The organism is Shigella dysenteriae, assembly GCF_022354085.1.
In the GTDB taxonomy this organism is placed as follows: Bacteria; Pseudomonadota; Gammaproteobacteria; order Enterobacterales; family Enterobacteriaceae; genus Escherichia; species Escherichia coli.
Genome location: NZ_CP055055.1, coordinates 3,677,445 through 3,696,476, shown reverse-complemented (window position 1 = coordinate 3,696,476; position 19,032 = coordinate 3,677,445). Strand labels below are relative to the sequence as shown.

The 19,032-nt window shown below is 51.0% G+C and carries 16 protein-coding genes and 1 CRISPR repeat array; of the genes, 10 read left to right on the top strand and 6 right to left on the bottom strand.

Annotation, left to right across the window (positions count from 1 at the left end):
* Positions 1 to 139: 139 nt before the first annotated feature.
* Entirely contained in the window at positions 140 to 811 is a 672-nt protein-coding gene (queE, locus tag HUZ68_RS17690) for a 7-carboxy-7-deazaguanine synthase QueE (protein ID WP_001199973.1), read from the top strand.
* Positions 812 to 1,148: 337 nt separating this feature from the next.
* Positions 1,149 to 2,155: a CRISPR direct-repeat array (repeat unit 29 nt; unit sequence GAGTTCCCCGCGCTAGCGGGGATAAACCG).
* 637 nt (positions 2,156 to 2,792) lie between these two features.
* Here the strand turns inward: queE and HUZ68_RS17685 are convergent.
* Positions 2,793 to 4,271, bottom strand: a complete 1,479-nt coding sequence (locus tag HUZ68_RS17685) for an FGGY-family carbohydrate kinase (RefSeq protein WP_097490937.1) — start codon at positions 4,269 to 4,271, stop codon at positions 2,793 to 2,795.
* 26 nt (positions 4,272 to 4,297) lie between these two features.
* Positions 4,298 to 5,575: an MFS transporter gene (locus tag HUZ68_RS17680; RefSeq protein ID WP_021577861.1), complete on the bottom strand. Its 1,278-nt coding sequence runs from the start codon at positions 5,573 to 5,575 to the stop codon at positions 4,298 to 4,300.
* Between the two features lie 317 nt (positions 5,576 to 5,892).
* On the opposite strand from HUZ68_RS17680, the gene HUZ68_RS17675 reads away from it, so the two are divergent.
* The 5 genes from HUZ68_RS17675 to HUZ68_RS17655 all read left to right on the top strand — a co-directional run bounded on the left by HUZ68_RS17675 (position 5,893) and on the right by HUZ68_RS17655 (position 11,247).
* Positions 5,893 to 6,678, top strand: coding sequence for an SDR family oxidoreductase (locus HUZ68_RS17675; RefSeq protein WP_021577860.1), 786 nt, complete (start codon positions 5,893 to 5,895; stop codon positions 6,676 to 6,678).
* Between the two features lie 69 nt (positions 6,679 to 6,747).
* Positions 6,748 to 8,202, top strand: a complete 1,455-nt coding sequence (locus tag HUZ68_RS17670) for an FAD-binding oxidoreductase (RefSeq protein ID WP_000059300.1) — start codon at positions 6,748 to 6,750, stop codon at positions 8,200 to 8,202.
* Between the two features lie 21 nt (positions 8,203 to 8,223).
* A complete protein-coding gene (locus HUZ68_RS17665; RefSeq protein WP_162756018.1) occupies positions 8,224 to 9,633 on the top strand; it encodes an MFS transporter in 1,410 nt (469 codons plus the stop codon).
* Entirely contained in the window at positions 9,611 to 10,390 is a 780-nt protein-coding gene (locus tag HUZ68_RS17660) for an adenine nucleotide alpha hydrolase family protein (protein WP_033814784.1), read from the top strand. Before HUZ68_RS17665 ends, HUZ68_RS17660 begins: the two co-directional genes overlap by 23 nt.
* Entirely contained in the window at positions 10,387 to 11,247 is an 861-nt protein-coding gene (locus tag HUZ68_RS17655) for an electron transfer flavoprotein subunit alpha/FixB family protein (RefSeq protein WP_033814785.1), read from the top strand. The genes HUZ68_RS17660 and HUZ68_RS17655 overlap by 4 nt, the downstream gene beginning before the upstream one ends.
* A gap of 146 nt (positions 11,248 to 11,393) precedes the next feature.
* On the opposite strand, the gene HUZ68_RS17650 is transcribed toward HUZ68_RS17655, so the two are convergent.
* The 4 genes from HUZ68_RS17650 to queD form a co-directional block, all read right to left on the bottom strand.
* On the bottom strand, positions 11,394 to 11,969 hold the full coding sequence (locus HUZ68_RS17650) for a glycerol-3-phosphate responsive antiterminator (protein ID WP_001130266.1): 576 nt from the start codon (positions 11,967 to 11,969) through the stop codon (positions 11,394 to 11,396).
* Between the two features lie 16 nt (positions 11,970 to 11,985).
* Positions 11,986 to 12,246, bottom strand: coding sequence for a ferredoxin family protein (locus HUZ68_RS17645; protein WP_033814786.1), 261 nt, complete (start codon positions 12,244 to 12,246; stop codon positions 11,986 to 11,988).
* Entirely contained in the window at positions 12,237 to 13,508 is a 1,272-nt protein-coding gene (locus HUZ68_RS17640) for an FAD-dependent oxidoreductase (protein WP_033814787.1), read from the bottom strand. The genes HUZ68_RS17645 and HUZ68_RS17640 overlap by 10 nt, the downstream gene beginning before the upstream one ends.
* Before the next feature lie 77 nt (positions 13,509 to 13,585).
* Positions 13,586 to 13,948 carry a 6-carboxytetrahydropterin synthase QueD gene (queD, locus tag HUZ68_RS17635; RefSeq protein ID WP_000108294.1) on the bottom strand — a complete coding sequence of 121 codons (363 nt, stop codon included), beginning with the start codon at positions 13,946 to 13,948 and terminating at the stop codon, positions 13,586 to 13,588.
* Positions 13,949 to 14,266: 318 nt separating this feature from the next.
* Here queD and cysJ point away from each other — a divergent pair, with 318 nt between their 5' ends.
* The 4 genes from cysJ (at position 14,267) to HUZ68_RS17615 (ending at position 19,002) form a co-directional block, all read left to right on the top strand.
* Positions 14,267 to 16,066, top strand: coding sequence for an NADPH-dependent assimilatory sulfite reductase flavoprotein subunit (gene cysJ, locus HUZ68_RS17630; protein ID WP_033814788.1), 1,800 nt, complete (start codon positions 14,267 to 14,269; stop codon positions 16,064 to 16,066).
* On the top strand, positions 16,066 to 17,778 hold the full coding sequence (gene cysI / locus HUZ68_RS17625) for an assimilatory sulfite reductase (NADPH) hemoprotein subunit (RefSeq protein WP_033814789.1): 1,713 nt from the start codon (positions 16,066 to 16,068) through the stop codon (positions 17,776 to 17,778). The genes cysJ and cysI overlap by 1 nt, the downstream gene beginning before the upstream one ends.
* 73 nt (positions 17,779 to 17,851) lie before the next feature.
* Positions 17,852 to 18,586 carry a phosphoadenosine phosphosulfate reductase gene (gene cysH, locus HUZ68_RS17620; RefSeq protein WP_000039862.1) on the top strand — a complete coding sequence of 245 codons (735 nt, stop codon included), beginning with the start codon at positions 17,852 to 17,854 and terminating at the stop codon, positions 18,584 to 18,586.
* Between the two features lie 263 nt (positions 18,587 to 18,849).
* On the top strand, positions 18,850 to 19,002 hold the full coding sequence (locus tag HUZ68_RS17615) for a Hok/Gef family protein (protein ID WP_000956458.1): 153 nt from the start codon (positions 18,850 to 18,852) through the stop codon (positions 19,000 to 19,002).
* Positions 19,003 to 19,032: the final 30 nt, after the last annotated feature.

The following is a 19,032-nucleotide window of genomic DNA, read 5'->3' as shown; positions in this document are numbered from 1 at the left end:
TAATACGCCGCTTCATTTTATTCTTTATGATCTAATGCACTTTTTGCCTTAAACCTGCCTGTAACAGAATGTTAATAAGACATGATTGTTGCGGCAGGATCTGCAATAATTAACAATTATCCACTTCACAGAGAATGCTATGCAGTACCCGATTAACGAGATGTTCCAGACCCTGCAAGGTGAGGGTTACTTTACCGGCGTCCCCGCCATTTTTATTCGTTTACAGGGATGCCCGGTTGGCTGTGCCTGGTGCGACACCAAACACACCTGGGAAAAGCTTGAGGATCGGGAAGTCTCCCTTTTCAGCATTCTGGCGAAGACCAAAGAGAGTGATAAGTGGGGGGCGGCGAGCAGTGAAGACTTGCTGGCTGTCATTGGTCGCCAGGGATATACCGCGCGGCATGTGGTGATTACGGGTGGTGAGCCTTGCATTCATGATTTGCTGCCACTGACTGACCTGCTCGAAAAGAACGGTTTTAGCTGCCAGATCGAAACCAGTGGTACTCATGAAGTACGCTGTACACCGAATACCTGGGTTACCGTATCGCCAAAGCTGAACATGCGCGGCGGCTATGAAGTGTTGTCACAGGCACTGGAGCGAGCCAACGAAATCAAGCATCCAGTGGGACGCGTACGTGATATTGAAGCACTGGATGAACTTTTGGCGACGCTGACCGATGATAAACCGCGAGTCATTGCACTGCAGCCGATTAGCCAAAAGGATGATGCCACACGTTTGTGCATTGAAACCTGCATTGCGCGTAATTGGCGTTTGTCGATGCAAACCCATAAATATTTAAATATTGCCTGATTAAACATTTATAAGCGTTATAAATGGGTGGAACCTGTAAAGACTTCTACTCATTTATATTCTTTGTCGTCTCTGAAAAACCTCCATTTTGCCCATCCTGAACTAATCATTATCATTCTCTACAAATTCTGTGGCGTTAATTTTTCGCTGGAGTGAAAATTATTGCGGTAAAGTTTGGTAGATTTTAGTTTGTATAGAGTTATTTTAAATATTTACCTTTTAATCAATGGGTTAAGTGCTCTTTAACATAATGGATGTGTTGTTTGTGTGATACTGTAAAGTTGGTAGATTGTGACTGGCTTAAAAAATCATTAATTAATAATAGGTTATGTTTAGAGAGTTCCCCGCGCCAGCGGGGATAAACCGTTGAATGGCTGATTGATGCGGCGGAAACATATGAGTTCCCCGCGCCAGCGGGGATAAACCGTTTTCGGGACGCACTGCAACCTACCAGGACCGCGAGTTCCCCGCGCCAGCGGGGATAAACCGGACGATGGCAGCTTGTATGTGCAGCTTTTGCAGAGTTCCCCGCGCCAGCGGGGATAAACCGTTATCGCGGCATTGAACCGGAGGATATTTTATGAGTTCCCCGCGCTAGCGGGGATAAACCGCGCTCGCCCCCGGTGGCGGGTGCCGTCGCGCCGAGTTCCCCGCGCTAGCGGGGATAAACCGTTTCTGCGCCAGATTCGAGTAATTCACGCCCGCGAGTTCCCCGCGCTAGCGGGGATAAACCGATCCGTGTGTTTACCGCACCAATCGCACCGCCGAGTTGCCCGCGCTAGCGGGGATAAACCGCCACCGCGAGTTACATGTTTGATCTTATCGGTGAGTTCCCCGCGCTAGCGGGGATAAACCGATCACGAATGTGATCGGCCTGTTTTTATTGCAGAGTTCCCCGCGCTAGCGGGGATAAACCGTAAACTATGTTAAAAATATCCTTGATCGTAAGGAGTTCCCCGCGCTAGCGGGGATAAACCGGTTTTCTCCACCGGGTGCCGTTATCGTTGATCGAGTTCCCCGCGCTAGCGGGGATAAACCGAGCGTAATAATTTCCGCAAAGGCAACTTCAAAGAGTTCCCCGCGCTAGCGGGGATAAACCGACCACATCCACGCCGCCGATAGTCAGAGTGATGAGTTCCCCGCGCCAGCGGGGATAAACCGACGAAAAACAGGCCGCGAGTCTCGCCGATCAAGAGTTCACCGCGCCAGCGGGGATAAACCGGCCGATTTATCTGCACTGCTGAATGTCGTGCCGAGTTCCCCGCGCCAGCGGGGATAAACCGCCGCAAAAGATATTATTTTTATCCGTCAGTACGAGTTCCCCGCGCCAGCGGGGATAAACCACCATATAACCCGTTATCTCTTTCTCAAGTTTTTATATTAGCTGTACTTGTAATAAGCAACATATCCACGTAACACCTCATGTTCAAAATAGTTCCCCATGCCAGATAAGTTCACAATTATCGATACAAAAAATCAAATTTAATCAAAGTGTTATTTGTATAATCCTTAAACCGTTAAGAAATTTTAATATATTATTTTTTTAATATTAATTAATGCCTGTTAATTTTTTCTTTAGAATAACAGTGTATTTTTTAAGCTTGTTATTCATTGATTAAGTAATAAATCTGGAAATTTGTCTTTGTTTTGAGGCTAATGAGTGGTTTTACATAACCGCCTCTATACGCTGTTGATGAATAGTTCTTATGAATAAAGATATCCTGTTCATACTTTAAGTGAAAATTGATAAAGTGCGATTCGTATTGTCTTTTATTCTAAAGACATCGAGTGTAGTTAATATTCCTTGTAAAAACAGGGATAAACCGAACTAGTTAAAGTTTTTATTATGTTCCCTGCATCAGCGGGGATAAACCGGACTTGTTATCATTTTTTAAGTTGTCGAACTTATGTTCCCCGCGCCAGCGGGGATAACCATTCAGGTATGTTCAGGCCGGGCAGTTTCCCGCCCGGTCTTCCTCACTTACGCATTCGACCAGCTCTGGATCGAATCCGCATTCCCCAATTCCCCATGCATCACTTCATACGATTTTTTCAGGATTACATCAGTATGTTTGGTTAGGTCTTTGAAAATACCTTTATTCATCGCGTCGTAGCGTTTGGCATTGCTCTCAACAGGCATAAAGATATCTTTCACGCGAACCATTTTGTCGACAGCCGTTGCGTAATCCGGGTATAGCCCCAGACCTACCGCCGTATTGATCGCTGCCCCCAGACTTGCACAACCGTTAATGGCGTTACGGCGTGCCGGAAGGTTGAACACGTCGGCAAAAATTTGCATAAACAGATCGCTGTTCGAACCGCCGCCAGTAATGATCACATGCTTTGCAAAGTGATTCATTTCATTACACATATTGTCGTAATTGTTCTTCAGCGTCAGCGCCACGCTTTCCAGTATCGAACGATATATCCATGCGTAATCCATGCTGGAATCAAAGCCGATCATAATCCCACGTTTGTAGGGTTCCCACGGGTTGGTCAGCCAGTCCAGCACCGTCATCAGACCATTACAGCCAGGCGGCACACAAGAAGCTTTTTTGTTGAGCAAATCTTCCGGTGAAAGATCCTGTGCTTTGGCATCCTGAATTAACGACTCGCCTAACATGTCGCGTAGCCAGCTCACCGTCCACATGCCTTTACGGATACCGTACCCTTCATACAGCAATGTTTCCGGAATAGAAGACATAATCGGCCAGTACGCCACCGGATCTTTCGGCAAGGCTTTGCCGTTCATCATCAATGCGATGTAAGTGCCAAGAGAAATTACCGCAGTTTCATCATCCAGTAATCCGGCCCCCAGAGCTTCTACCGGTTTATCACTGGTGGTACAAACAACCGGCAGTCCTGCCGGGAAATGTGTCGCCAGTGCGGCTTGTGGTGTGATATGTCCGAGGACGGTGCCAGGCATTTGCACATCAAACAGCATATGACGGGGGATATTAAACTTATCCATTACCGCAGCATCTTCACTCCATGCCCAGGTCTTATAATCCACCGGCCACTGACCAAAATAGTTGGCGATATTGTCTTTAAACTCGCCGGTTAAGCGATGCGTCAGATAACCCGAAAAAGAGGTGACATATGCCACGTCAGGATTAGTGTGTTCGTAGGGACGCGTTACGCGTGCATCCTGCCAGCTAATCAATGGCGCAGCTGGCGTGCCATCGGCTTTCAATAACGCACGGCAGCAACGGATGGATCCCAGACCAATACCGACAATATCTTCTTTATTCCCGGCAAACTGACTCATCAAATCGTGACCGGCAAAACATAATGATGCCCATAAATCGTCGTCAGGATGTTCTGCGGTATCGGCATCTGGCGTGTGCATCGGCTGCAATAAACCTTTGCCTTCGCAAACCACGTTACCTTCCAGATCGTACATCACCACTTTTGTGCTCTGACTTCCGCCATCAATCCCTATGATGTATTTCTTCGACATGATTTTTCTCCTGTAATTTTTCTGGCTTACTTGCTGTTAGCCGTTGTGGGGGCGATATCAGCAGTACGAATTTTTTGGAACAGCAAAAAGGTAAAGACGATCACCATGCCGAGCGCCGCCATGCCCATCAGCCACATATTGCGGTAGGCTTCTGCTGCGGGCAGGGTGTCTTGCCAGTGGCCGATAATGGGGTAAACGAAGACATCCGGCAGGAATCCAATCACCGAACAAATACCTACCGTGGTGCCCATAATGTAAGACGGTGTTCTTGCTTCGCCAGGGCAGGCCCAGTACAGCCCGCGTGAGGCGTAACAGGTGAATCCCAGCAGTAAAATCAGGCCAATCCCCATCGCGACCGATTGCGGGTTAGAGTTCGTGACGAGCAGGGCAGTTAACGCCAGCAGGCCGAGTACGGAAAGGATTTGGATCACGCGGGTAGGGGATTTCACTTTACTGTAGGTGGTGATAATGCCGCCAAGTGGGCCGCACAGCGCGCGGAAGATTTTGTTGATCACAATCCCCATGTAGCTCGCCGCCACCAGCGACATGCCATACATTTCGGTCAGATAGTTGGTGGAGTAACTCAGAATGGCGTAGATGGTGAAGACACCAAAAATCACCATGCTGCAATACCAGGTGGTGCTGATGCGCAAAACGGCCAGGATGTCGCTAAGCTGGAATGATTGTTTTTCTTCGTTATTGGCACTGCGCAGGTTGTTGTTATCGCTAACAAAAAACCAGCACAGAATCCCCAACAAGATGTAAACCACACTGTAGATAATTATGACCGTTTTCAGGCTGGCGCTGTCATCCGGTGCAAAGCGAGAAAAGACCCACATGGTAAACACCGCCAGCGACATTACACCGACGCCGCGCAGCCCTTCCATCCAGCCCATAATTTTCCCTTGCTCGCTATGATCGCCAAGCAACGATGCGGCTTTAATCGACACCGACCACAGCATTAAAATCGTTGTTATCGCAAAGGCGACCTGAATACAGAGCATTACCCACAGCGGTGGATACGTTGCCATTAACAGACCCAGTAATCCGGTAATGATCATCGCGGAAGTAATCATTTTGCGGTGTGAAAATTTATCGGCAATAACGCCGCTGGGGGCATAAAGAATAATAGCCGCAATACCAAAGGTACTCATTATTAAACCTATCTCGGTATTGCTGAATCCCATAAATTTCGCCATGGGAATTTGATAAATATAACGTAAATAAGCCAGGTCGAAACTAACGCCGCCGCTAAAACTAATTATCGCGAGGGTTATCCAACGGCGATATGAGTTGTGTTGCATATCGTATTCCCATTTGTAATAGACAAAAAAAAGAGAAAAGTAAGCCGCCCTTTCAGGTGGATTACTTTTCTCAGGTCTCTAGTAATTGAAATAATAAATAACATGGAAAGCAGAGGTGTTGTGTGAGAGTAATCACGCTTCTGCTTTTTAAAACTATTTGATAATGCGAATATCACACTGTGATTACGATCACATTAGCAGTTATGTCCTTATGCTAAAAATTATCTCCAGTTACCAGAGATAATGAGAAAGGTAACTTCCCTCTCGCGGGGAAGTTACCTTTCTTTTTTTTTGCCTTACGGAAATTGGAGCTAACTATGTCAATCGAATCTCTCAATGCGTTCTCAATGGATTTTTTCTCCCTGAAAGGTAAAACCGCAATTGTTACCGGCGGGAATAGCGGTTTAGGCCAGGCATTTGCCATGGCGTTGGCCAAAGCAGGCGCAAATGTCTTTATTCCAAGTTTTGTCAAAGATAACGGCGAAACAAAGAAAATGATTGAAAATCAGGGTGTTGAGGTGGACTTCATGCAGGTGGATATCACCGCAGAAGGCGCGCCGCAGAAGATTATCGCTGCCTGCTGTGAGCGTTTCGGTACAGTTGATATTCTGGTTAACAATGCCGGTATTTGTAAGCTGAATAAGGTGCTGGACTTCGGTCGTGCCGACTGGGACCCGATGATTGATGTGAACCTGACCGCCGCATTCGAGTTAAGCTATGAAGCGGCAAAAATTATGATCCCGCAGAAAAGCGGTAAAATTATTAATATCTGTTCATTGTTCTCTTACTTAGGTGGACAATGGTCACCCGCATATTCTGCCACTAAACATGCTCTTGCCGGATTCACCAAAGCTTATTGTGATGAATTAGGGCAATATAATATTCAGGTAAATGGTATCGCCCCTGGCTATTATGCAACAGATATTACGCTGGCGACACGCAGTAATCCAGAAACCAATCAGCGCGTTCTTGATCATATTCCGGCAAACCGTTGGGGCGATACTCAAGATTTAATGGGCGCAGCCGTATTCCTCGCAAGTCAGGCATCGAATTATGTCAACGGGCATTTATTAGTGGTCGATGGCGGTTATTTAGTGCGCTAACCCATAACGGTGGTTTCTGTTTTCTCTTATTAATGATTATTCCATTTTTATTATCAGGAAGGAATTACTATGTCTTTATCTCGCGCAGCGATTGTCGACCAGCTAAAGGAAATTGTTGGTGCAGATCGCGTAATTACCGATGAAACAGTATTAAAGAAGAACAGTATTGACCGTTTTCGTAAATTTCCGGATATTCATGGTATTTATACTTTGCCGATTCCGGCTGCGGTCGTAAAACTCGGTTCCACAGAACAAGTCTCCCGTGTGCTGAATTTTATGAATGCGCACAAAATTAACGGTGTGCCGCGTACCGGTGCTTCCGCCACCGAAGGTGGGCTGGAAACTGTTGTAGAAAACTCGGTGGTGCTCGACGGTTCCGCCATGAATCAAATCATTAATATTGATATTGAGAATATGCAGGCGACGGCGCAATGTGGCGTTCCGCTGGAGGTGCTGGAAAACGCGTTGCGTGAAAAAGGTTACACCACGGGGCATTCTCCGCAGTCAAAGCCGCTGGCGCAGATGGGCGGCCTGGTAGCAACCCGCAGTATCGGGCAGTTCTCCACACTCTACGGCGCAATCGAAGATATGGTCGTTGGTCTGGAAGCCGTATTGGCTGATGGCACCGTCACACGTATTAAAAACGTGCCACGCCGCGCGGCTGGCCCGGACATTCGTCACATCATCATCGGCAACGAAGGTGCATTGTGCTATATCACTGAAGTAACAGTGAAAATCTTTAAATTCACCCCGGAAAACAACCTCTTCTACGGCTATATCCTGGAAGACATGAAAACCGGCTTCAACATCCTGCGTGAAATCATGGTGGAAGGGTATCGTCCGTCGATCGCTCGTTTGTATGACGCTGAAGATGGCACCCAACACTTCACCCATTTTGCCGACGGAAAATGCGTGCTGATCTTTATGGCTGAAGGTAACCCTCGCATTGCGAAGGCGACGGGCGAAGGGATTGCGGAAATCGTTGCCCGCTACCCGCAATGCCAGCGCGTGGACAGCAAGCTGATCGAAACCTGGTTTAACAACCTGAACTGGGGACCGGATAAAGTGGCTGCCGAACGTGTGCAGATCCTCAAAACCGGCAACATGGGCTTTACCACCGAAGTATCCGGCTGCTGGAGCTGCATTCACGAAATCTACGAAAGTGTTATTAACCGTATTCGTACCGAGTTCCCGCACGCCGACGACATCACCATGCTGGGCGGTCACTCCTCTCATAGCTATCAGAACGGCACAAACATGTACTTCGTCTATGACTACAACGTTGTTGACTGTAAGCCGGAAGAGGAAATCGACAAGTACCACAATCCGCTCAACAAAATCATCTGCGAAGAAACCATTCGCCTCGGCGGTTCGATGGTGCACCACCACGGCATTGGTAAACATCGCGTTCACTGGAGCAAGCTGGAACACGGCAGCGCGTGGGCGTTGCTGGAAGGGCTGAAAAAGCAATTCGATCCTAACGGCATTATGAATACGGGTACTATCTATCCGATTGAAAAATAATGTGTCAGGCAGCGTTCCGCGATGATGGGGCGTTGCCTTTTCGGCTTCTCAGGCGAGAAGCCGTTCTTATTACCGGACAATGAAGGGGTAAAGATGAACACTTCACCGGTGCGAATGGATGATTTACCGCTTAACCGTTTTCACTGTCGAATTGCTGCGCTCACTTTCGGCGCACACCTGACCGACGGTTATGTTCTCGGCGTCATTGGTTACGCCATTATTCAGCTTACGCCCGCCATGCAACTGACGCCGTTTATGGCGGGAATGATCGGCGGCTCGGCGCTCCTTGGTTTGTTTCTTGGTAGCCTGGTTCTTGGGTGGATCTCCGACCATATTGGTCGGCAAAAAATCTTCACCTTCAGCTTTTTGCTGATTACGCTCGCTTCGTTCTTGCAATTTTTTGCCACCACGCCAGAGCATCTTATTGGACTGCGCATTTTGATCGGCATTGGTCTGGGAGGCGATTACTCAGTAGGTCACACCTTGCTGGCTGAATTTTCCCCGCGCCGCCATCGCGGTGTTTTGCTGGGCGCATTCAGCGTGGTGTGGACCGTAGGCTATGTGTTAGCAAGTATTGCCGGACATCACTTTATTAGCGAAAGCCCGGAGGCCTGGCGCTGGCTGCTGGCATCGGCAGCTCTGCCCGCGTTGTTGATTACGTTATTACGCTGGGGAACCCCAGAATCGCCACGCTGGCTACTGCGCCAGGGGCGTTTTGCAGAAGCTCACGCTATCGTGCATCGCTATTTTGGTCCCCATGTTTTACTGGGCGATGAAGTGGCAACGGCGACCCATAAACACATCAAAACCTTGTTCTCTTCGCGCTACTGGCGGCGCACGGCGTTTAACAGCGTCTTCTTTGTCTGCCTCGTAATCCCATGGTTTGTGATTTATACCTGGCTGCCAACTATCGCCCAGACTATTGGACTGGAAGATGCGCTGACTGCCAGCCTGATGCTTAATGCGTTGTTAATTGTGGGCGCGCTGCTGGGATTAGTTCTGACGCACCTGCTGGCACATCGCAAGTTTTTGCTGGGAAGTTTTTTGCTGCTGGCGGCAACGCTGGTAGTGATGGCCTGTTTGCCTTCCGGCAGTTCATTAACGCTACTGCTTTTTGTTCTCTTCAGCACCACCATTTCGGCAGTCAGTAATCTGGTGGGCATTTTGCCTGCGGAAAGTTTTCCTACTGACATTCGCTCGCTGGGCGTCGGTTTTGCCACCGCCATGAGTCGGTTGGGGGCGGCGGTAAGTACTGGCCTGCTGCCGTGGGTGCTGGCGCAGTGGGGAATGCAAGTCACCTTATTGCTCCTGGCGGCAGTGTTGTTGGTTGGTTTTGTTGTGACCTGGCTATGGGCACCAGAAACCAAAGCCCTCCCGCTGGTGGCGGCGGGAAATGTAGGAGGTGCGAATGAACATTCTGTTAGCGTTTAAAGCCGAACCGGATGCCGGAATGCTGGCGGAAAAAGAGTGGCAGGCGGCGGCTCAGGGTAATAGCGGACCGGATGTTTCGCTACTGCGAAGTTTACTCGGTGCTGATGAACAGGCTGCCGCCGCGCTGCTGTTGGCGCAGAGAAAAAACGGTACGCCGATGTCTTTAACCGCGTTGAGCATGGGGGATGAACGGGCGTTACACTGGCTGCGCTATCTCATGGCTCTTGGGTTTGAGGAAGCTGTATTGCTGGAGACGGCGGCAGATCTGCGCTTTGCGTCGGAATTTGTCGCTCGCCATATTGCCGAGTGGCAGCGTCAGAATCCGCTGGATCTGATAATTACCGGCTGCCAAAGCAGCGAAGGGCAGAATGGGCAAACGCCATTTTTGCTGGCGGAAATGCTGGGCTGGCCCTGCTTCACCCAGGTGGAGCGTTTCACTCTCGACGCGCTGTTTATCACCCTCGAACAGCGTACTGAACATGGGCTGCGCTGTTGTTGGGTTCGCTTGCCTGCGGTGATTGCCGTGCGCCAGTGCGGTGAAGTGGCCTTGCCAGTACCGGGAATGCGCCAGCGAATGGCTGCGGGGAAAGCGGAAATTATCCGTAAAACTGTTGCTGCCGAATTGCCAGCGATGCAGTGTCTGCAACTGGCAAGAGCAGAGCAACGACGCGGAGCGACGCTGATTGATGGGCAAACGGTAGCAGAAAAAGCGCAAAAGCTATGGCAGGACTATTTACGCCAAAGGATGCAGCCATGAATATCGCAATTGTGACAATAAATCAGGAGAATGCCGCATTAGCGGGCTGGCTGGCGGCGCAGGATTTCAGCGGTTGTACCCTGGCGCACTGGCAAATAGAACCACAGCCCGTAGTGGTGGAACAGGTGCTGGATGCGCTGGTGGAACAGTGGCAGCGAACGCCTGCGAACGTTGTTCTCTTTCCGCCGGGAACGTTTGGCGATGAACTGTCGACCCGGCTGGCCTGGCGTTTACATGGTGCAAGCATCTGCCAGGTGACTTCGTTAGATATTCCAACCGTAAGCGTGCGCAAATCCCACTGGGGAAATGCGCTAACGGCGACGCTGCAAACAGAAAAACGCCCGCTATGTCTTTCCCTGGCGCGCCAGGCGGGAACAGATAAAAATGCCACGTTGCCCTCTGGTATGCAGCAACTGAACATAGTCCCAGGTGCGCTTCCCGACTGGCTGGTTAGCACAGAGGATCTGAAAAATGTTACTCGCGACCCATTAGCTGAGGCCAGATGGGTGCTGGTGGTGGGGCAGGGCGGAGAGGCAGATAACCAGGAAATCGCTATGCTGGCAGAAAAGCTGGGAGCCGAAGTGGGCTACAGTCGGGCGCGAGTGATGAACGGTGGCGTTGATGCTGAAAAAGTGATTGGTATTTCCGGACATCTGCTGGCACCTGAGGTGTGTATTGTTGTTGGCGCTTCTGGCGCAGCAGCGTTAATGGCGGGCGTATGCAATAGCAAGTTTGTGGTGGCGATTAATCATGACGCCAGCGCAGCGGTATTTTCACAGGCAGATGTTGGCGTGGTTGATGACTGGAAAGTGGTGCTGGAGGCACTGGTGACAAACATTCACGCAGATTGCCAATAACGTGTTGCCGGATGATCCTGCCTACGGTTCTGGCCTGGGGACTTGTAGGCCTGATAAGACGCGTCAAGCGTCGCATCAGGCGCTGAATGTCGGATGTGGCGTGCAGCCTACAAATGACACAAATTCAATTCGTTACGATTATTCCGTCAAAGCAATTTTTTCGCTAACGTCCAGACCCCAGTATTCGTGGTGGAAAGCGCCACGACACCCGCGTTAATCGCATTACGCGCATCTTCTTCATCGCATACCAGCCCGCCAGCAATCAGCGGTTGGCGGATTTTTTCCGTCACCCAGCCCAGCACTTTGGGCATGCAGCCTGGCAGGATCTCAATACAATCCGGATTCGATTGCGCAACTTGCTTATCAATGTTGTGAAACGAAATCGAATCAACAATAAACAGGCGATGAATACAGAAAAAACCTTCCGCTCTTGCCGCTTTCAACATTGAGGCTTTGGTACTGATAATGCCGTCCGCCTCGGTCACCAGTTTCAAAAACTGAATAACGACTTCTTTATTTGACGCGCCTTCCAGCAAATCAACATGAATAAAAGCATATTTCCCGGCGTTCTTAATCTTTTTAACGATATTACTGATGGTGCAGATATTGCCGTACAACACGGAAATAAATTGGCATTCAGAATCGATTGCCAGTTGCAGGCTGGCATTATCTTTAACGGCAGCAATCACCGGATTCTGGCGGAGCAGGTGTAAGAGGGGCATAAATTATCCTTATTATTTATCCAAAACGGTAGGTGATGCCGAATCCGGAAGGCGGATAGCGCCACTGTTGTAGTGTTGATTCGTCGCACAGCAAACGGCAGGTGCCACACTCCAGGCAGCCGTGATAATCAACGCGTAAGTCACCTCCCGGTGTGAGCGAAAAAAGACCAGCCGGACAAGCGTTAATCAACCGTTGTACCGTCTGGCGCTCAACGGAGTCAGCCGGAACAATGTGCGGCGCATCAGCAACGCGCCAGAGATTACGGGCTACAGACATCGCAGACTCCTGATAACATCGCCCGCCAGATGCCACAGGCCGTGACGACGTAAATGACGCCAGAATAACTGGCGCAGCGGTGGAACAGGTTTATCACCCTGATCCCATAAATCGCGGGAAATATCCTGCATTAACGCAGGCCACGCACGGTACCATCCCGGGCGTTGCAAAAGCGCCGGAACATGCTGATAACGTTGTAGAACATCCCACAGCAGGCTGCGCTCGACGTTGTGATGATAAAGCGCAAACAGATTTTGCGGCTCGCGGTGCTGGCAGGCGCTTATCAGCGTTTGTGCCGCCGCCTGCGCGCCAGTCAGCGCCATATCCATGCCGCGCACGGAAATTCCGGTATTGACGCAACTGCGCAACGCATCGCCCACCAGCAGCCAGCCGTTACCGGCGTATTGCACCGGCATACTGTGCAAGCCACCTTCTGGCACCAGATGCGCACCATACTCCAGTGATTCCGTGTTTTTGATAAGCGGGCGCACTGCCGGATACGTTTTAAAGCGAGCCAGCAGCTCGCTTGCCGGAACACGACTTTGCGTAAGGGAAGAGAGCGGGCAAACAATCCCTAACGAGAGCGTTTGTTGATTAGTATAAAGAAATGCGCCGCCGGGTAAGTCATCACAGATCCCGCCGCTGAACAGCAACGCTGCGCCTTCGTTATTCTCCAGATGAAAACGTTCTTCAATAGCGGATGTTTCCAGCGACAGCACTTCTTTGATCCCCAACGCCATCGCTTCGCCAGCAGGACGAGTCACTAATCCGTGACGTTCAGCCAGGACGCTGTTGGCACCTTCTGCCAGCACCACATAACGGGCGCGGAGAATATCGTCACCACAAATGACACCACACACCCTGCCGTTTTCTTCATACAGTGCATCCACCGTCGCACCAGGGATGCATTCGACACCTTCTTTTTCGGCTTCGACAACCAGCCACGGATCGAACCGCGCACGTAATACACTCCAGGATTCACCGCCGGGCTGTAAGCTGGAAAACGTCGTTGCGCCATCCGGCGTTAACAGGGAAAGGCTTTCGTGAGTGATGCGTCGTTCAAGAGGCGCGGTCAGATGAAACTGAGGGAGGAGTTCCGCGAGTGCATGGGTATATAACCGCCCGCCGGAAAGATTTTTGCTGCCGGGGATTTCAGCGCGTTCCAGTAACAAAACGGATAAACCCGCTCGCGCGCAGCGTAACGCGCAAGCGGTGCCTGCAATACCGGCACCAATAATAATAATGTCGCAGTCGTCTTCCATGTCATGCCCCAGATATCCAGAACACAACACCCTAACATAGCGTTACTTAAGGGAAATTGACCGCCGACACACTCTTATCATTCGCCGCGATAGATACAACCAGCGGTGCAGGTTTCTTTTACCATCACCGCACTTAACAGCGGCACAACGGGTTTAACCTGATCCCAAATCCATTTTGCTAAAACTTCGCTGGTCGGGTTTTCCAGGCCTGGAATATCATTGAGATAATGGTGATCGAGGCGCTCATAAGTTGGCTTAAACGCTGCTTTCAGTTCAGCGAAATCGATAATCCAGCCCGTATGCGGATCGACTTCCCCGGTAATTTCCAGTCGCACCATAAAGGAATGCCCGTGCAGGCGACCACATTTATGCCCTTCCGGGACGTGTGGTAAGCGGTGAGCGGCTTCGAAGGTGAAATCTTTAAATAACGTGGTGGACATCATAATTTCTCTACAGGACGATAAAACCGCCGTAGAGTACCGGAAAGGCTGTTTTTTCGCATTATCTAAAACGACTTTGTTGCGCAAAATCGCTGATTTATCTTAATGATTGGCTAAATTCATTTGTTTTTCATTAGGTTGGTTAATCTATTTTGTTGTTAAAGACTATTGCTAAAACAGGTTAGTCGATTTGGTTATTAGTTATCGCTATCCCGTCTTTAATCCACACCGTTCACCCCGTTAACCTTACCTTCTCTTCTGTTTTATGGGCGCTGACAGGGCGCAGAAACAGCTTTGCTTACTGGAACATAACGACGCATGACGACACAGGTCCCACCTTCCGCGTTGCTTCCGTTGAACCCGGAGCAACTGGCACGCCTTCAGGCGGCCACGACCGATTTAACTCCCACCCAGCTTGCCTGGGTTTCTGGCTATTTCTGGGGCGTGCTCAATCAGCAGCCTGCTGCGCTTGCAGCGACGCCAGCGCCAGCCGCAGAAATGCCGGGTATAACTATTATCTCCGCCTCGCAAACCGGCAATGCGCGCCGGGTTGCTGAAGCATTACGCGATGATTTATTAGCGGCAAAACTGAACGTTAAGCTGGTGAACGCGGGCGACTATAAATTCAAACAAATCGCCAGCGAAAAACTGCTTATCGTGGTGACGTCAACGCAAGGAGAAGGGGAACCGCCGGAAGAAGCCGTCGCGCTGCATAAGTTCCTGTTCTCCAAAAAAGCGCCGAAGCTGGAAAACACCGCATTTGCCGTGTTTAGCCTCGGCGATAGCTCTTATGAATTTTTCTGCCAGTCCGGGAAAGATTTTGACAGCAAGCTGGCGGAACTGGGCGGTGAACGCCTGCTCGACCGTGTCGATGCCGACGTTGAATACCAGACCGCTGCCAGCGAGTGGCGCGCCCGCGTGGTTGATGCGCTTAAATCGCGTGCGCCTGTCGCGGCACCTTCGCAATCTGTCGCTACTGGCGCGGTAAATGAAATCCACACCAGCCCGTACAGCAAAGACGCGCCGCTGGTGGCTAGCCTCTCTGTTAACCAGAAAATTACCGGGCGTAACTCTGAAAAAGACGTTCGCCATATCGAAATTGACTTAGGTGACTCTGGCCTGCGCTATCTGCCGGGCGACGCGCTGGGCGTGTGGTATCAGAACGATCCGGCACTGGTGAAAGAACTTGTCGAACTGCTGTGGCTGAAAGGTGATGAAACTGTCACCGTTGACGGCAAAACGCTGACCCTGAGCGAAGCGCTACAGTGGCACTTCGAACTGACGGTTAACACCGCCAATATTGTTGAGAACTATGCCACGCTTACCCGCAGTGAAACGCTGCTGCCGCTGGTGGGCGATAAAGCGAAGTTGCAGCATTACGCCGCGACCACGCCGATTGTCGATATGGTGCGTTTCTCTCCGGCACAGCTTGATGCTGACGCGCTGATTAACCTGCTGCGCCCGCTGACGCCGCGCCTCTATTCCATCGCCTCATCGCAGGCGGAAGTCGAGAACGAAGTACACGTCACCGTTGGTGTGGTGCGTTACGACGTGGAAGGCCGCGCCCGTGCCGGTGGTGCCTCCAGCTTCCTCGCTGACCGCGTGGAAGAAGAGGGCGAAGTCCGCGTATTTATCGAACATAACGATAACTTCCGCCTACCAGCCAATCCAGAAACCCCGGTGATTATGATTGGCCCAGGCACCGGTATCGCGCCGTTCCGCGCCTTTATGCAGCAACGTGCTGTCGATGAAGCACCGGGTAAAAACTGGCTGTTCTTTGGTAACCCGCATTTTACGGAAGATTTCCTCTACCAGGTGGAGTGGCAGCGCTACGTCAAAGAGGGCGTGCTGACACGTATCGATCTCGCCTGGTCGCGCGATCAAAAAGAAAAAGTTTACGTACAAGACAAACTACGCGAACAGGGCGCGGAGCTGTGGCGCTGGATCAATGACGGTGCCCACATTTATGTCTGCGGCGACGCTAATCGCATGGCGAAAGACGTTGAGCAGGCACTTCTGGAAGTGATTGCAGAATTTGGTGGCATGGACACCGAAGCGGCGGATGAATTTTTAAGTGAGCTGCGCGTAGAGCGCCGTTATCAGCGAGATGTCTACTAATGAGCGAAAAACATCCAGGGCCTTTAGTGGTCGAAGGAAAACTGACAGACGCCGAGCGCATGAAGCTTGAAAGCAACTACCTGCGCGGCACCATTGCGGAAGATTTAAACGACGGCCTGACCGGCGGCTTTAAGGGCGATAACTTCCTGCTGATCCGCTTCCACGGCATGTATCAGCAGGATGACCGCGACATCCGCGCCGAACGTGCTGAACAGAAGCTGGAGCCGCGCCATGCGATGCTGTTGCGCTGCCGTCTGCCGGGTGGAGTTATCACCACCAAACAGTGGCAGGCGATCGATAAATTTGCCGGTGAAAACACCATCTATGGCAGCATTCGCCTGACCAACCGCCAGACATTCCAGTTCCACGGCATTCTGAAAAAGAACGTCAAACCGGTGCACCAGATGCTGCACTCGGTCGGTCTTGATGCGCTGGCGACCGCTAACGACATGAACCGTAACGTACTCTGCACCTCGAACCCTTACGAGTCGCAGCTGCACGCAGAAGCGTACGAGTGGGCGAAGAAAATCTCTGAACATCTGCTGCCTCGTACCCGCGCGTATGCGGAGATCTGGCTCGATCAGGAAAAAGTCGCCACCACTGATGAAGAACCGATCCTCGGCCAGACCTACCTGCCGCGTAAATTCAAAACCACGGTAGTGATCCCGCCACAGAACGATATCGATCTGCACGCCAACGACATGAACTTCGTGGCAATCGCCGAAAACGGCAAGCTGGTGGGCTTTAACCTGCTGGTGGGCGGTGGGCTTTCCATCGAACACGGCAACAAGAAAACCTACGCCCGCACGGCGAGTGAGTTTGGCTATCTGCCGCTAGAGCATACGCTAGCGGTGGCGGAAGCCGTCGTGACAACTCAGCGTGACTGGGGTAACCGAACCGATCGTAAAAATGCCAAAACCAAATACACGCTGGAGCGCGTGGGGGTTGAGACGTTTAAAGCGGAAGTGGAGCGTCGCGCGGGGATCAAATTCGAGCCGATTCGCCCGTATGAGTTTACCGGACGCGGAGATCGTATTGGCTGGGTTAAGGGCATTGATGATAACTGGCACCTGACGCTGTTTATCGAAAATGGTCGCATCCTTGATTATCCGGGGCGTCCGCTGAAAACCGGCCTGCTGGAGATCGCGAAGATCCACAAAGGTGATTTCCGCATTACGGCGAACCAGAATCTGATCATCGCCGGCGTACCGGAAAGTCAGAAAGCGAAGATCGAGAAAATTGCGCAGGCGAGCGGCCTGATGAATGTCGTCACTCCGCAGCGTGAAAACTCAATGGCTTGCGTGTCGTTCCCAACGTGTCCGTTGGCGATGGCCGAAGCTGAGCGATTCCTGCCGTCGTTTATCGACAATATCGATAATTTAATGGCAAAACATGGCGTCAGTGATGAGCATATCGTGATGCGTGTGACGGGCTGCCCGAACGGCTGTGGGCGCGCGATGCTGGCGGAAGTGGGCCTGGTGGGTAAAGCGCCGGGTCGCTACAACCTGCATCTTGGCGGCAACCGCATTGGGACACGTATCCCACGGATGTATAAAGAAAACATCACCGAGCCGGAAATCCTGGCGTCGCTTGATGAACTGATAGGGCGCTGGGCGAAAGAGCGCGAAGCGGGTGAAGGCTTCGGCGACTTTACGGTGCGTGCGGGCATCATTCGCCCGGTGCTCGATCCGGCGCGCGATTTGTGGGATTAACCATCAGCCCGGTCTTGTAGGCCTGATAAGACGTGTGAGCGTCGCATCAGGCAAGGCAAACAGTGAGGAATCTATGTCCAAACTCGATCTAAACGCCCTGAATGAACTGCCGAAGGTAGATCGCATTCTGGCGCTGGCGGAAACTAACGCCCAACTGGAAAAACTGGACGCTGAAGGCCGCGTAGCCTGGGCGCTGGATAATCTGCCCGGTGAATATGTGCTTTCTTCCAGCTTCGGCATTCAGGCGGCGGTGAGCCTGCATCTGGTGAATCAGATTCGCCCGGATATTCCAGTGATCCTCACCGATACCGGTTACTTGTTCCCGGAAACCTACCGCTTTATTGACGAGTTAACGGACAAACTCAAGCTCAACCTGAAAGTGTACCGTGCTACCGAAAGCGCAGCCTGGCAGGAAGCACGCTACGGAAAACTGTGGGAGCAGGGCGTTGAAGGCATTGAAAAGTACAATGACATCAACAAAGTCGAACCGATGAACCGGGCGCTGAAAGAACTTAACGCGCAAACGTGGTTTGCTGGCCTGCGCCGCGAACAATCCGGCAGCCGCGCCAATTTACCGGTGCTGGCAATTCAGCGTGGCGTATTTAAAGTGCTGCCGATTATCGACTGGGATAACCGAACGATATATCAGTATCTGCAAAAGCATGGCCTGAAATATCACCCATTATGGGACGAAGGATATTTATCGGTGGGCGATACCCATACAACCCGTAAATGGGAACCCGGCATGGCGGAAGAAGAAACGCGTTTCTTTGGCTTAAAAAGGGAATGTGGGTTACACGAAGGGTAAATATTGCCGGATAAATTAAACGCCTCTGTCAGAAATGATGGGGGCGTTTTTATTTTGCGAGCAGCATTCCGGCATTTAAAGGTGAACGTCGCAGGAAGAATTATCAGGTATAGAATGGCGTTGGGTGCTTGAGGCTGTCTGGCGTTAAGCATTCGCGAGGTTCCAGATGGACAAAAGCCCCAGGCGATATTTCTATCAACCTGAGGCTCGCGTTCGAACGTAGCAATTCGGATGTTAGTCTCTTCTTTGCAGGGAGGCAAGACATGCTAACAAAATATGCCCTTGTGGCAATCATAGTACTGTGTTGTACAGTACTGGGATTCACGCTCATGGTAGGCGACTCGTTATGTGAGTTGAGTATCAGAGAGCGTGGTATGGAGTTTAAGGCAGTTCTCGCTTACGAATCGAAGAAGTAGCCACCACGCGGGGGTAAAACCCCGCGTATT